The 13408-nt window shown below is 66.8% G+C and carries 14 protein-coding genes; 6 read left to right on the forward strand and 8 right to left on the reverse strand.

Annotation, left to right across the window (positions count from 1 at the left end):
* Nucleotides 1-97: 97 nt before the first annotated feature.
* Genes AC1D1G_RS31275 through sdhC form a run of 4 tightly spaced genes read right to left on the reverse strand, consistent with a single transcriptional unit; the run spans nucleotide 98 to nucleotide 3493 of the window.
* Nucleotides 98-877: a succinate dehydrogenase iron-sulfur subunit gene (locus tag AC1D1G_RS31275; protein WP_141475391.1), complete on the reverse strand. Its 780-nt coding sequence runs from the start codon at nucleotides 875-877 to the stop codon at nucleotides 98-100.
* Nucleotides 877-2628, reverse strand: coding sequence for a succinate dehydrogenase flavoprotein subunit (gene sdhA, locus AC1D1G_RS31280; RefSeq protein ID WP_005256984.1), 1752 nt, complete (start codon nucleotides 2626-2628; stop codon nucleotides 877-879). Before sdhA ends, AC1D1G_RS31275 begins: the two co-directional genes overlap by 1 nt.
* 15 nt (nucleotides 2629-2643) lie before the next feature.
* Nucleotides 2644-3087, reverse strand: a complete 444-nt coding sequence (locus tag AC1D1G_RS31285) for a succinate dehydrogenase hydrophobic membrane anchor subunit (protein ID WP_005239887.1) — start codon at nucleotides 3085-3087, stop codon at nucleotides 2644-2646.
* Nucleotide 3088: 1 nt separating this feature from the next.
* Nucleotides 3089-3493 carry a succinate dehydrogenase, cytochrome b556 subunit gene (gene sdhC / locus AC1D1G_RS31290; protein ID WP_005239889.1) on the reverse strand — a complete coding sequence of 135 codons (405 nt, stop codon included), beginning with the start codon at nucleotides 3491-3493 and terminating at the stop codon, nucleotides 3089-3091.
* 255 nt (nucleotides 3494-3748) lie between these two features.
* Between sdhC and AC1D1G_RS31295 the strand changes: the two genes are divergently transcribed.
* The 3 genes from AC1D1G_RS31295 to AC1D1G_RS31305 are packed head-to-tail and all read left to right on the forward strand — an operon-like array spanning nucleotide 3749 to nucleotide 6536.
* Nucleotides 3749-4153 carry a cytidine deaminase gene (locus AC1D1G_RS31295; RefSeq protein ID WP_280782700.1) on the forward strand — a complete coding sequence of 135 codons (405 nt, stop codon included), beginning with the start codon at nucleotides 3749-3751 and terminating at the stop codon, nucleotides 4151-4153.
* Nucleotides 4146-5441, forward strand: coding sequence for a thymidine phosphorylase (locus AC1D1G_RS31300; RefSeq protein WP_283333031.1), 1296 nt, complete (start codon nucleotides 4146-4148; stop codon nucleotides 5439-5441). The genes AC1D1G_RS31295 and AC1D1G_RS31300 overlap by 8 nt, the downstream gene beginning before the upstream one ends.
* A gap of 9 nt (nucleotides 5442-5450) precedes the next feature.
* Nucleotides 5451-6536, forward strand: a complete 1086-nt coding sequence (locus AC1D1G_RS31305; protein ID WP_280782702.1) for an adenosine deaminase — start codon at nucleotides 5451-5453, stop codon at nucleotides 6534-6536.
* 19 nt (nucleotides 6537-6555) lie between these two features.
* Here AC1D1G_RS31305 and AC1D1G_RS31310 read toward each other — a convergent pair whose 3' ends face one another.
* Both AC1D1G_RS31310 and AC1D1G_RS31315 read right to left on the reverse strand, forming a co-directional pair.
* On the reverse strand, nucleotides 6556-7806 hold the full coding sequence (locus AC1D1G_RS31310; RefSeq protein ID WP_477955078.1) for a primosomal protein: 1251 nt from the start codon (nucleotides 7804-7806) through the stop codon (nucleotides 6556-6558).
* A gap of 283 nt (nucleotides 7807-8089) precedes the next feature.
* Nucleotides 8090-8332, reverse strand: coding sequence for a YbaB/EbfC family nucleoid-associated protein (locus AC1D1G_RS31315; protein ID WP_280782704.1), 243 nt, complete (start codon nucleotides 8330-8332; stop codon nucleotides 8090-8092).
* 114 nt (nucleotides 8333-8446) lie between these two features.
* On the opposite strand from AC1D1G_RS31315, the gene AC1D1G_RS31320 reads away from it, so the two are divergent.
* The gene (locus AC1D1G_RS31320) at nucleotides 8447-9589 is read left to right on the forward strand and encodes an RNA-guided endonuclease InsQ/TnpB family protein (protein WP_477955079.1); all 1143 of its coding nucleotides are present in this window, start codon (nucleotides 8447-8449) and stop codon (nucleotides 9587-9589) included.
* A 201-nt stretch (nucleotides 9590-9790) separates the two neighbouring features.
* Nucleotides 9791-10414 carry a uracil phosphoribosyltransferase gene (gene upp, locus AC1D1G_RS31325; RefSeq protein ID WP_477955081.1) on the forward strand — a complete coding sequence of 208 codons (624 nt, stop codon included), beginning with the start codon at nucleotides 9791-9793 and terminating at the stop codon, nucleotides 10412-10414.
* A gap of 8 nt (nucleotides 10415-10422) precedes the next feature.
* On the opposite strand, the gene AC1D1G_RS31330 is transcribed toward upp, so the two are convergent.
* Nucleotides 10423-12012, reverse strand: a complete 1590-nt coding sequence (locus AC1D1G_RS31330) for a phospho-sugar mutase (RefSeq protein WP_477955082.1) — start codon at nucleotides 12010-12012, stop codon at nucleotides 10423-10425.
* Complete coding sequence (locus AC1D1G_RS31335) at nucleotides 12009-12791, reverse strand: purine-nucleoside phosphorylase (protein ID WP_105420591.1); 783 nt, start codon at nucleotides 12789-12791, stop codon at nucleotides 12009-12011. Before AC1D1G_RS31335 ends, AC1D1G_RS31330 begins: the two co-directional genes overlap by 4 nt.
* Nucleotides 12792-12811: 20 nt before the next feature.
* On the opposite strand from AC1D1G_RS31335, the gene AC1D1G_RS31340 reads away from it, so the two are divergent.
* Nucleotides 12812-13408, forward strand: a 597-nt coding sequence (locus tag AC1D1G_RS31340; RefSeq protein WP_477955083.1) for an enoyl-CoA hydratase/isomerase family protein, incomplete at its 3' end; no start/stop codon positions are given.

Genomic DNA, 13408 nt, shown 5'->3' on the forward strand with positions numbered 1-13408 from the left:
CCGTGGGACCGCTCGGACAGTGAGGTTGGACACGACGCAGGGCGCCCCCGACCGGTGCGGTCGGGGGCGCCCTGGAACGTGCTCGGCAGACCTGGGGTCAGCGTGCGAACAGCAGCGCGCGCTTGACTTCCTGGATCGCCTTCGTCACCTGGATGCCACGGGGGCACGCGTCGGTGCAGTTGAACGTGGTCCGGCAACGCCAGACGCCGTCCTTGTCGTTGAGGATGTCGAGACGCTCCGACGCACCCTCGTCACGGCTGTCGAAGATGAAGCGGTGAGCGTTGACGATGGCGGCCGGACCGAAGTAGCTGCCGTCGCTCCAGTACACCGGGCACGACGTGGTGCAGCAGGCACACAGGATGCACTTGGTGGTGTCGTCGAAACGTGCCCGGTCGTGCTGCGACTGGATGCGCTCACGGGTGGGCTCGTTGCCGGTGGTGATGAGGAACGGCTTCACGGCGCGGAACGCGTCGAAGAAGGGCTCCATGTCGACGACGAGGTCCTTCTCCACCGGCAGGCCCTTGATGGGCTCGACGGTGATCGTGACCGGCTTGCCGTCCTTGGGCAGCATGTCCTTCATGAGGAGCTTGCAGGCCAGACGGTTGACGCCGTTGATCCGCATCGCGTCCGAACCGCACACGCCGTGGGCGCAACTGCGACGGAACGTGAGGGTGCCGTCGAGGTAGCCCTTCACGTACAGGAGCAGGTTCAGCATGCGGTCCGTCGGCAGAGCCGGAACCTGGAAGCTGTCCCAGTGCTGGCCCTCGCCGGACTCCGGGTTCATCCGCGCGATCTTGAGGGTGACCATGACGGCGCCCTCGGGAACGGGAGGGAGATCCGCCTTGTTCTCGCTCTTGTCGACTGCAGGTGCGCTCATCAGTACTTACGCTCCATCGGCTCGTAACGGGTCTGGACTACCGGCTTGTAGTCGAGACGGATGTCGGAGAGCAGGCCGTCGCCCTCCTTGTATGCCATCGTGTGCTTCATGTACTCGGCGTCGTTGCGGTCCGGGTAGTCCTCACGGGCGTGGCCGCCGCGCGACTCCTTGCGGTTCAGCGCGCCGACGACGGTGACCTCCGCCATCTCGAGGAGGAAGCCGAGCTCGACGGCCTCGAGCAGGTCGCTGTTGTAGCGCTTGCCCTTGTCCTGCACCGTGATGTGGTTGTAGCGTTCCTTGAGGGCGCGCACGTCCTTGAGCGCCTGGGTGAGGCGCTCTTCGGTACGGAACACCGAGGCGTTGTTGTCCATGGACTGCTGCAGCTCGCTGCGGATGTCCGCGACACGCTCGTGACCGTGGTCCGACAGGATGGTGGCCATCCAGTCGTCGACCATCTTCTCGGGCGCCTCTGGCATGTCGACGAACTCGCTGTTGTTGGCGTGCTCGGCGGCGGCGATGCCGGCGCGGCGTCCGAAGACGTTGATGTCGAGCAGCGAGTTGGTGCCGAGACGGTTCGCGCCGTGGACGGAGACGCAGGCGCACTCGCCGGCGGCGTACAGGCCCTGGACGATCTCGTCGTTGTTGCGCAGGACCTCACCGTTGATCCGGGTGGGGATGCCGCCCATGACGTAGTGGCAGGTGGGGTACACCGGCACCGGTTCCTTGACCGGGTCCACACCGAGGTAGGTGCGGGAGAACTCCATGATGTCGGGGAGCTTCTCGTCGAGGACTTCCTCGGGGATGTGGGTCACGTCGATGTAGACGTAATCCTTGTTCGGTCCCGCGCCGCGTCCCTCGAGGACCTCGAGGACCATCGACCGCGCAACGATGTCGCGGGGTGCGAGGTCCTTGATGGTGGGGGCGTAGCGCTCCATGAACCGTTCGCCGTCGGCGTTACGGAGGATGCCGCCCTCACCGCGCACGGCCTCGGAGATGAGGATGCCGAGCCCCGCCAGGCCTGTGGGGTGGAACTGGTGGAACTCCATGTCCTCCAGCGGAAGGCCCTTGCGGAAGATGATGCCCATGCCGTCACCGGTGAGGGTGTGCGCGTTGGACGTCGTCTTGTACATGCGTCCCGAGCCGCCGGTGGCGAACACGATGGACTTCGCGTGGAAGACGTGGATCTCGCCGGTGGCCAGCTCGTAGGCGATGACGCCGGTGGCGACCGGGCCGTTCTCCGTCTCGGTGATCGCGATGTCGAGGGCGTAGAACTCGTTGAAGAACTCGACGTCGTGCTTGACGCAGTTCTGGTAGAGCGTCTGCAGGATCATGTGGCCGGTGCGGTCCGCGGCATAACATGCGCGGCGCACGGGGGCCTTACCGTGATCGCGGGTGTGACCACCGAAACGACGCTGGTCGATCTTGCCCTCGGGCGTGCGGTTGAACGGCAGACCCATCTTCTCGAGGTCGAGCACCGCGTCGATGGCCTCCTTGGCCATGATCTCGACGGCGTCCTGGTCGGCGAGGTAGTCGCCGCCCTTGACCGTGTCGAAGGTGTGCCACTCCCAGTTGTCTTCCTCCACGTTCGCCAGCGCGGCACACATGCCGCCCTGGGCCGCGCCGGTATGGCTGCGGGTGGGGTAGAGCTTGGTCAGTACCGCGGTGCGGGCGCGGGGACCGGCCTCGATCGCTGCGCGCATGCCAGCGCCGCCGGCGCCGACGATGACCACGTCATAACGGTGTTCCTGCATGAAGTCTGTGCTCCCCTAGCTCGCCGAGATATTGGGGTCGAAGGTGAAGATGACGTACGTGCCGAGGCCCATGATCAGGATCATCGAGAGAACGAGGATCGTGGTCAGCCAGAAGCGCGTGGAGTCCTTGCGGGAGTAGTCCGCGATGACCGTGCGGAGTCCGTTTCCGCCGTGCAGCTGGGCAAGCCACAGCATGGTGAGGTCCCAGAACTGCCAGAACGGGCTGGACCAGCGGCCTGCGACGAACGCGAAGTTGATGCGGTGCACACCGTCGTCGAGCATCAGCATGATGAAGAGGTGGCCGAGCACGAGGAAGATCAGTGCGAGTCCGGAGAACCGCATGAACAGCCAGGCGTACAGCTCGAAGTTGTTCTTCGAGGTCCGGCGCGGAGAGCGCGGGTTGTCCAGGCTGGCGGGACGGTCGTAGGTCTTGCCGAGACTCTTGGCTTCTGTCGTCATGTCAGTGCCCCGCAAACATGTTGTAGAAGATGCGGCCGGCGCCCGGGATCATCACCAGGAACCAGATCGCGAGGATTACCCAGAGCATCAGGCGCTGGTACTGCGGTCCCTTGGACCAGAAGTCCACCAGCATCACCCGGACACCGTTCAGTGCGTGGTACAGCACCGCGGCGACGAGCGCGAGCTCCATGAGCCCGACGATCGGGTTCTTGTAGGTCTCGATGACACTGTCGTACGTGTCGGGATTCACGCGCACCAGCGCGGTATCCAGCACGTGCACGAATAGGAAGAAGAACGTCATTACGCCTGTGATCCGGTGCAAAACCCAGGACCACATTCCGGGGTCGCCCCGGTAAAGCGACCGTGTGCGCTCCTTGGCCGGAGCGGCTTCAGTCGTAGTACTCATCGAGTGCTGTGCCTCCAACGTCATTGGTGGACGTGTCGAGTCTGCGCAGCGTTGCGGACATACCACAACTGGGGACCCGACGTGATCCTGAACCGACTTCTCTGAACTCTAAACCCAACGGAAACGGGGGAACTAATTCGAGTCGGGGTTCGTACGGCCCTTTCAAATGAAGTTAGGTTTGCCTCTCCAATGCGGATCGGGCCGTACCGAGCGAATCTCTGCATCCATTCAGCCCACGTGATTGGATGGGGAACCATGGTCGAGATCGATTGGAAACTGTTGCGCGCCAACGCGCATGAGGTGATGGGCCAAGCCTATGCGCCCTACTCCGGGTTCGCGGTGGGGGCGGCGGCACTGGTGGACGATGGACGAATCGTCGTCGGATGCAATGTGGAAAATGTCTCATACGGTTTGGGGCTCTGCGCCGAGTGCGTACTGGTCGGTAACTTATTTGCGGGCGGCGGCGGCCGATTAATCGCCTTCACCTGCTGTGACGCGAGTGGCGACATACTCATGCCGTGCGGACGCTGCCGGCAGATTCTCTTCGAGCACGGCGGCCCCGGACTGCTCGTCGACCACCGGGCCGGCGTGCGCCCACTGGAACAGCTGCTGCCGGACGCTTTCGGTCCGGAGGAGAAGGGGAGAATCAGCCATGCATGACGCTTCGTCGATCATCGCCGCCAAGCGCGACGGCAGGGAACTGTCCGGTGCAGAGATCGACTGGGTGGTCGAGGCATTCACCCGGGGGGTCGTGGCCGACGAGCAGATGTCGGCGCTGGCCATGGCGATCTACTTCCGCGGGATGACGCGCGAGGAGGTGAGCCGCTGGACCACGGCGATGATCTCGTCCGGTCGACGCCTCGACTTCACCCACCTCGGCCGCCCCACCGTGGACAAGCACTCGACGGGTGGTGTGGGCGACAAGATCACGCTCCCGCTCGCACCGCTGGTCGCGGCATGCGGCGCCGCGGTGCCGCAACTGTCGGGACGCGGGCTCGGTCACACCGGCGGAACCCTCGACAAGCTCGAGTCGATCCCGGGCTGGCGCGCCGACCTCGACACCTCCGAGATGGCCGAGATCCTGTCCGACCCCGCCGTCGGAGCCGTCGTCTGCGCCGCCGGCGCAGACCTGGCGCCGGCGGACCGGCGGTTGTACGCGCTCCGCGACGTCACCGGGACGGTCGAATCGATCCCCCTGATCGCCAGCTCGATCATGAGCAAGAAGATCGCCGAGGGCACCGGCGCGCTCGTGCTCGACGTCAAGGTCGGGTCGGGCGCGTTCATGAAGAAGCTCGACGACGCGCGGGAGCTCGCCCAGACGATGGTCGACCTCGGGAACGACGCCGGAGTGCGGACGATGGCGTTGCTCACGGCGATGGACGCGCCCCTCGGCCACACCGCGGGCAACGCACTCGAGGTCCGGGAATCGCTGGAGGTGCTCGCCGGAGGCGGCCCATCCGACGTCGTGGAACTGACGCTCGAGCTCGCGCGAGAAATGTTGAAGGCAGCCGGAATCGACGGAGTCGACCCCGCCGACAAACTGCGCGACGGGTCCGCCATGGACCGCTGGCGGAGGATGATCGCCGCCCAGGGCGGCGACCCCGACGCGCCGCTGCCGACAGCCAGGCACACCGAGGTGCTGCTCTCCGAGTCCGACGGGGTGGTGTGCGGTCTCGACGCCATGGCGGTCGGGCTCGCCGCATGGCGGCTCGGCGCCGGTCGGGCGCGACAGGGCGAGCCGGTGCAGGCGGGGGCGGGCATCGAGTTGCACGCGAAACCGGGGGAGACGGTGTCGGTGGGCACCCCGCTCGTCACGCTGCACACCGACACGCCCGAACGGTTCGCCGCGGCGAAAGCCGCACTTTCCGAAGCCTGGACCGTCATGGCCGACGCGCCGTCGGTGACCACGCCGCTCGTCATCGAGCGGATAGAGGATCCCTCACGCTAACGTCGACGCATGACCGCACTGGATCTGTCGGCCCTGCGCCGAGCGCCGAAGGTGTTGCTGCACGACCATCTCGACGGAGGTCTCCGGCCCGAGACGGTTCTCGAACTCGCCCGCGACTGCGGCTACGACGCGCTGCCCGCCGACACCGCGCCCGCGCTGGCCACGTGGTTCCGGGAGGCCGCCGACAGCGGTTCGCTCGAGAGATACCTCGAGACGTTCGCCCACACGGTCGCGGTCATGCAGACACCCGTCGGGCTCGAACGCGTCGCCCGTGAATGCGCCGAGGACCTCGCCGACGACGGCGTGGTCTACGCCGAGGTCAGGTTCGCCCCGGAGCAGCACCTCGAGGAGGGGCTGACCCTGGACGAGGTGGTGGAAAAGGTCCTGCTGGGATTCGAGGCAGGGGAGTCGGCGGCGGAGGTGCGCGGCCAGAACATCCGGATCGGCGTACTGCTCACCGCGATGCGGCACGCGGCGCGGTCCCGGGAGATCGCGGAACTGGCGATCCGGTTCCGGGACCGCGGCGTCGTCGGCTTCGACATCGCCGGTGCCGAGGCCGGGAATCCACCCAGCCGCCACCTCGACGCCTTCGAGTACATGCGCGGCAGCAATGCGCATTTCACCATTCACGCGGGTGAGGCGTTCGGTCTGCCGTCCATCCACGAGGCCATCGCGTTCTGCGGCACCGACCGCCTCGGGCACGGGGTTCGGATCACCGACGACATCACGATCGGCGACGACGGCGTCCCGGTGCTGGGCGCGCTCGCGAACTATGTGCGGGACAAGAGGATTCCCCTGGAACTGTGTCCCAGTTCCAATGTTCAGACCGGGGCCGTGGACGCGCTCGAGAATCATCCGTTCGACCTGCTCGCCCGGCTGCGGTTCCGGGTGACCGTCAACACCGACAACCGGCTGATGAGCGACACCAGCATGAGCCAGGAGATGCTCCGCCTCGTCGAGACGTTCGGTTACGGCTGGACGGATCTCGAGCGCTACACCATCAACGCCATGAAATCGGCCTTCATCCCGTTCGATCAGCGGTTGCAGCTGATCGACGAGGTGATMAAGCCGGGATTCGCCGTGCTGGTGGGCTGAGCGCCCCGAGGGCGGGCGCTCAGACCTTCCGCAGGCGGGCCTCGAACTCCCGCTCAAGCGTCCGCCACGCCTCGGCCTCGGCGTCGAACGGTGCGCTGGGCGCCATCCGCGTCGGATCCGGGTTGAGGACGAACGAGACGTACCAGCCCAGCGGCTCGGACGTCGCGAGTGCGGTCTCCACCGAATCGTCGTCGGCGAAATCGGCTGCATCGGTGAACAATTCGACGGCAAGGTCGAGCTGGTCCGCGTCGACGGACTCCGGACCGGCGGCCAGGTCGTCGGCGAGACCGGGGAGGACGTACACGTTCTCGTCGGTGACCTCGACCTCGAGCGATCCGTCGACGGCCGCCACCTGGATCTCCTCGTACGTGCTCACCTGCGCGAGGGCGTGCTCGTGGTTGTCGGCGAGATAGCGGGCCAGCGCGCGTTCGGACGTGAAGACGAAGATCGCGCCGTCACGCCCGAGGAAGAGCGCGTCGTCGTCGAGGTAGCAGCGGAGCGTGAAGTAGGTCTCCCCGGACGTGATGATCTTGACGGGATCGACACCCACCGCACCCCAGAACGAGTCGTCCTCCTCCTCCTCCTCGTCCTCGGTGTCGAGGTCGAGCGCGACGAACTCCTCGTCTTCCTCCGCCTCTTCGGCCACGTCGTCCACGTCGACGGTGTTCTCGTCGGCGGCCACCAGTTCGGCCTCGGCGACGGCTACCGCCTCGGCATCCACCTCGGGGGTGGCGACGATGTTGTCGACGGCGTCGAGGACGTCATCCCAGCCCTTCGCGATGGCGGTGCCGATCTGGGCCCACAGCTCCTCGCCCTCGCGGCCCTCGAATGCGCTGGCGCCTGCGGGCAGCGCGCCGAGAATGGGGTTCGCGTTGAAGAACTTGGTGACCGCGTCCAGTTCGCAGACCTCACCGATGTTGCGCACCATGTTGAGCGTGTCTTCGAGTTCGCTCACGACGAGAGCCTCGGGGTCACTCGCCGCCAGCTCCGGCACCCCGATCAGATCGAAGCAGAAGTTCTCGTCGGGTTCGAGTTCGGCGGCGGACAGCCCAGACACCACACTCCAGGCGGGATGCTCGACGAGATCGTTGTCGGTGTTCGTGCGGATGAAGGCAGCGAGTTCTGCCACTGATTCGAACCCGTAGAGGTCTTCCTCGTGACCAAGGAATGCTTCCCACTCGTCGTCGCCCTCACGCCACCGTGGTGCCCACAGTGTCACGAGGTCGCCGTCGGTGAGACCGAGTTCGATCGGGACGATGTCTCCAGCCATGGCGCGAAGCCTATCGACCCCGTGGCCAAAGTTATACCCGGGCTGTGTGCGGACCGTTTCCGGTGCCCGCCGCCGCCGTGTCGCGGCAGCCGTGACGCAGAGGGCCAAACGGGGCGACCGGCGCGTATCGGAGCCCTAGCATGACTCTCACTGTGCGTCGAGTCGTTCGACGAGGGTGCATGTTCCGGACCGGCACTGTGACGGGAAGACCCCGACGGCGACGGTCCCAGCAATCGGCCCGCCGCTCAGCCAGACGGTCGTAGACTTCACCGGGGAGTGACGGTCACACCCTCCCGAACCCGTCCTGCAGCGTCGTCATCACCCGGGTGCGTTGTTCGGTGGCGAGCCGGGCGGCCTCCTGTGTGGTGCTCGTGATCACCGTCGCGAGTGTGCGGGCGTTGAGCGTCGAGACGGAGTCGTCCATCCAGAGACCGGTCAGCGTGCCGTTCCCGTCGACCTCGGCGGTGACCTGATCGGACTCGCTCGACTCGGCGATACTCGCGGTAGCCGCCCTTAAGTCGTTCATCGTCATCCCCCAGTCGGATTTGATCCGTGAATCTTTCGGGGGAAAACCAGTTCTTTCAGGTCCGGGATAGCCGATCCCCTGCATCTGGAATTTTAGGATGTTAGTCTCTCAGGCATGGCGGGGAGGGTRGTGAAGCGGGCGTTCAAGTACCGCTTCTATCCGACWGCGGTGCAGGCGGAACAGCTTGCTCGGACGTTCGGATGCACCCGGTAYGTCTACAACCGGGCGTTGGCCGRRCGSTCGCGTGCCTGGTCGCAGGARCRGCGGCGGGTCACCTACRSSGACACCTCGAAGATGCTCACCGGATGGAAGCGRGAYACCGRGACCGAGTGGTTGTCGGAGCCGTCGAAGGGRCCGTTGCAGGAGKCGCTGCGGCAGTTGCAGGGKGCGTTCGACARGTTYTGGCGCAAGCAGTCCCGCTACCCGCRRTTCAAGAAGAAGGSCCAGTCGAAGGATTCGGCGACCTACTACTCGAACTGCTTCACCTACCGSGGCGGGCAGATCCGGTTGGCCAAGCAGTCCGAACCSCTCGACATYCGGTGGTCGAGGCCGCTACCGGAGGGGGCCGCGCCGTCGCAGGTGACGGTGTCGCGCAATGCTCGCGGTCAGTACCACATCTCGATCCTCGTCGAGGACACGATCACCGAGCTCGGGCCGACAGATCAGGTGGTCGGCCTCGATGCCGGGATCACGAGCCTCTACACGCTCTCGACGGGGGAGAAGATCACCAACCCGCGTCATGAGCGCAAGGACCGTGAGCGGTTGGCGAAGGCGCAGCGGGTGCTTGCCAAGAAGGAGAAAGGATCCTGTAACCGGGCCAAGGCCCGACAAAAAGTCGCGAAGATACATGGCCGGATCACCGATCGGCGTCGCGATTATCTGCACAAACTCTCCACTCGACTGGTGCGCGAAAACCAAGTGATCGCCATCGAGGATCTGAGTGTGCGGAACATGGTCAAGAATCGGTCGTTGTCTCGGGCGGTCTCGGATGCGAGTTGGTCCGAGTTTCGGTCCATGGTCGAGTACAAAGCCGACTGGTACGGTCGGCGGGTGGTGGCGATCGACCGGTTCTATCCGTCGTCGAAGACCTGCTCGAAGTGTGGGGGGATCGCCTCGACTATGCCGCTGATCGTGCGGGAGTGGACGTGCCGATGCGGTGCCGTCCATGACCGGGATGTGAACGCGGCGAAGAATATTTTGGCCGTCGGACTGACGGTGGCAGCCTGTGGAGATGGCGTGAGACCGCCCCGCACGTAAGTGCGGGAGGCTACTATCTGTGAAACAGGAACCTTGGGACGCGAGTCTCGAGGGGAATCTCGGTCGTTCACGGCCGAGAGGACGTCAAACCGGTCACCATATTGGACGACGCCGCCGGTGAGACCGATTCGGTTCCACCCCCGATTCGCCGAGAATTGCTCTCCTGCGAAATCTAGCCCCGCGGCCCCTTATCCTTCGAGAATGAACACGCACGTCGTCGACCACCCGCTCGCAGCGGTCCTCCTGACAACGATGCGCGATGCGCGCAGCGAGAATGCCACATTTCGCGCCGCCTTGCGAAGGCTGACGCACATGTTGGTGTACGAGGCGATGCGCGAGGCTCCGGTCGAGACGTTCGACGTGGTCACTCCCATCGCGACGACTGACGGGGTGCGGCTCACTCATCCGCCGTTGCTCGTTCCCGTCCTGCGCGCCGGACTGGGCATGGTCGAGCAGGCCAGCAGCCTGATCCCGCAGGCGCGAGTCGGTTTCGTCGGGATGGCTCGGGATGAGGAGACGCATCTGCCGGTGCCGTACCTCGAGTCGCTCCCCGCGGATCTGTCCGGGATCCCGGTGTACGTTCTCGACCCGATGCTCGCGACCGGCGGTTCGATGGCGCACACGATCGAGTTGCTCGTCGCCCGCGGCGCCACAGACGTCACCGCCGTGTGCGTCGTCGCGGCGCCCGAAGGCGTTGCCGCCCTCTCGGCGTCGGGTTATCCCGTGCGACTCGTCACCGCTGCCGTCGACGAGGGCCTCAACGAGGACGCGTTCATCGTGCCCGGCCTCGGCGACGCCGGGGACCGTCAGTTCGGGCCGCGCTGACTCCTCGGCTACAGGGCTTCGGCGAACTCGCGCAACAGGTTCAACCGGGACGCGGCACTCTCGCGGGCTGCGGGTAGCGCCGATCGATCGGGCACCGGGACAACGACCTCCAGGTAGCACTTGAGCTTGGGTTCGGTACCCGAGGGACGCACGACCATCCGGACAGTGGACCCCGCGAGTACGACCGCGTCGGTGCGGGACTGCCCCCGCAGTTCCGCCAGATCCGTGGCCTCGACGGGTTCGCCGGCCAGTTCGGCAGGCAGTTCCGACCGCAGGCGTCGCATCATCGCGGTGATGTCCGCGAGGTCGGTGACACGTCGCGACACCTGGTCTCCGGCGTGCAATCCGAATTCGAGCGCGTAGTCGTCCAGCCTGTCGCGGAGTGTCGACCCCTCTGCCCGCAACGTCGCGGCGAGGTCGGCGGCCACCACCGCGGCGGAGATACCGTCCTTGTCGCGCACCGACTCCGGGTCGACGCAGTGACCGATCGCTTCCTCGTACGCGTACACGAGACCCTCGCCGGCCCGCACGAGCCACTTGAAACCGGTGAGGGTGCGGGCAAAGCGGGCGCCGCGGGCCTCGGCAAGCTTTCCGAGGAGGGCGGACGAGACGATCGTCGTCGCGACGAGCGAATCGGCCGGGGCGGACGCGAGGACGTGCTCGCCGAGCAGGACGCCCGTCTCGTCGCCGCGGAGCATCCGCCACCCGTCCGGCCCGCGCACGCCGACCGCGCACCGGTCGGCGTCCGGGTCGAGGGCCAGCGCGATGTCGGCGCCGACCTCCGCGGCGAGAGCCAGGACGGCGTCCGCGGCCCCAGGCTCCTCGGGATTGGGGAACTGGACGGTCGGGAAGTCCGGGTCCGGGTCGAACTGTGCGGCGACGCTGTGGACGTCGGTGAATCCGGCGGATTTCAGTGCGGTGACCGCGGTCTCGCCGCCGACGCCGTGCATGGCGGTGAGCGCGATACGCAGTGTCCGCGACCGTCCCGTCGGCAGGGACGCGACCCGGTCGACGTAGAGGTCGAGGAGTTCCTCGGACGCCGGTGTYACCGGGGTGCGCGGCACGAGGTTCGCGGGCCCGACCCGGGTGATCGATGCTTCGATCTCCCGGTCGGACGGCGAGATCAACTGGGCGCCGCCGTCGAGGTAGACCTTGTACCCGTTGTCGGCGGCGGGGTTGTGGGAGGCGGTGATCTGCACGCCGGCCGCGGCGCGGAGGCGGCGGACAGCGAACGCGACGATCGGCGTGGGGAGCGGGCGGGGGAGGAGGACGACCGAGAATCCTGCGGCCGCCAGCACTTCCGCGGCGGCGACGGCGAACTTCTCGGATCCGTGCCGCGCGTCGCGCCCGACGACGACGGTGGAGCCGCCCAGGCACCGGTCTTTCAGCCACGCGCTCAGCCCGGCCGTCGTGCGGATCACCACGGCGAGATTCATGCCGTTCGGGCCTGCCCGCACCGGCCCGCGCAGACCCGCGGTCCCGAAACTCAGCGGAGCGGCGAACCGGTCGGCGAGCTCGTCGTCGCAGAGATTCGCGAGTTCCGCCCGGGTTTCGGGGTCGGGATCGGCGTCGATCCAGTCCGCGATCGGATCGCTCACAAGCGTTCCACCAGTTCTCGCAGCAGACCGCCCATGCGGTCGGCGGACGCCCGGCCCGCGGCGAGGACCTCCTCGTGGTTCAGGTGCTCGCCGGTGATACCGGCCGCGAGATTCGTCACCATCGAGATCCCGAGGACGCGGGCGCCCAGCGCCCGCGCCGCGATCGTTTCGTGGACGGTGGACATGCCGACGAGGTCCGCACCGATCGTCCGCAGCATGCGGATCTCGGCGGGGGTCTCGTAGTGCGGACCCGGCAGACCGGCGTAGACGCCTTCGGTCAGCGACCCGTCGATGTCGCGGGCGAGGGCCCGCAGTTCGGGGTCGTACGCGTCGACGAGGTCCACGAACTCCGCGCCCACGAGAGGTGACCGGGCCGTGAGGTTCAGGTGATCGCTGATCAGCACGGGCTGGCCGACGGTGAAGTCCTCGCGGATTCCCCCGGCGGCGTTCGTCAAGATGACGGTCGTCGCTCCCGCGGCGATGGCCGTGCGTACCGGGTGGACGACGGACGACAGGGGATGGCCCTCGTAGGCGTGGGTGCGGCCGAGGAGGACGAGGACCCGTGTGCCGCCCACGTCCACGGAACGGATCGTCCCGGCGTGACCCGCGGCGGCCGGCGGTGTGAATCCCGGTAGATCGGCCATCGGGACGGTGCAGAGTGATTCGCCGAACCGGTCGGCGGCGGCATTCCACCCCGATCCGAGGACGACGGCGATCGAGTGTTCGGCGCAGTTCGTGTGCGCGGCGAGCGCGGCGGCCGCGGCGTCTGGCGTTCCCATGAGGCGATAGTCTTCCACTCATGCCCTATCTCGATCGCGACGGCGACGTATTCATCCTGTACCTCGGCAACGAGGGCGAGACGGACAACGAGAACCGCTTCCATCCGGACTGGATCGACGCCACCCATGCCGCGCTGGACGAGGTGGAAGCCCACGAGGGTCCCGCCGCACTGGTCACGACCGCGACGGGCAAGTTCTTCACGAACGGCCTGGACACCACGTGGATCTTCGCGAACACGGACAAGCTCCCCGAATATCTCGACCGCGTACACACGATCTACAGCCGCCTCCTCGCGTTCCCGATGGCCACCGTCGCCGCCGTTCAGGGGCACAGTTTCGGTGCCGGCGCGATGCTCGCCACGTCGCACGACTTCCGGGTGATGCGCGCCGACCGCGGGTTCTACTGTCTCCCCGAGGTGTCGCTGAACATGCCGTTCACCGTGGGGATGTCGGCGCTCCTGAACACCCGTCTGCCCAAGCAGACCGCGGTCGAGGCGATGACGACGGGCCGCCGCTTCGGCGGCTCCGACGCGCTCGCCGCGGGCATCGTCGACGAGATCGCGGACGGCGACGGCGTCCTCGCGGCCGCCGTGACACGGGCCGCCGCACTCACCGCC

The organism is Rhodococcus sp. P3_B8, assembly GCF_056402775.1.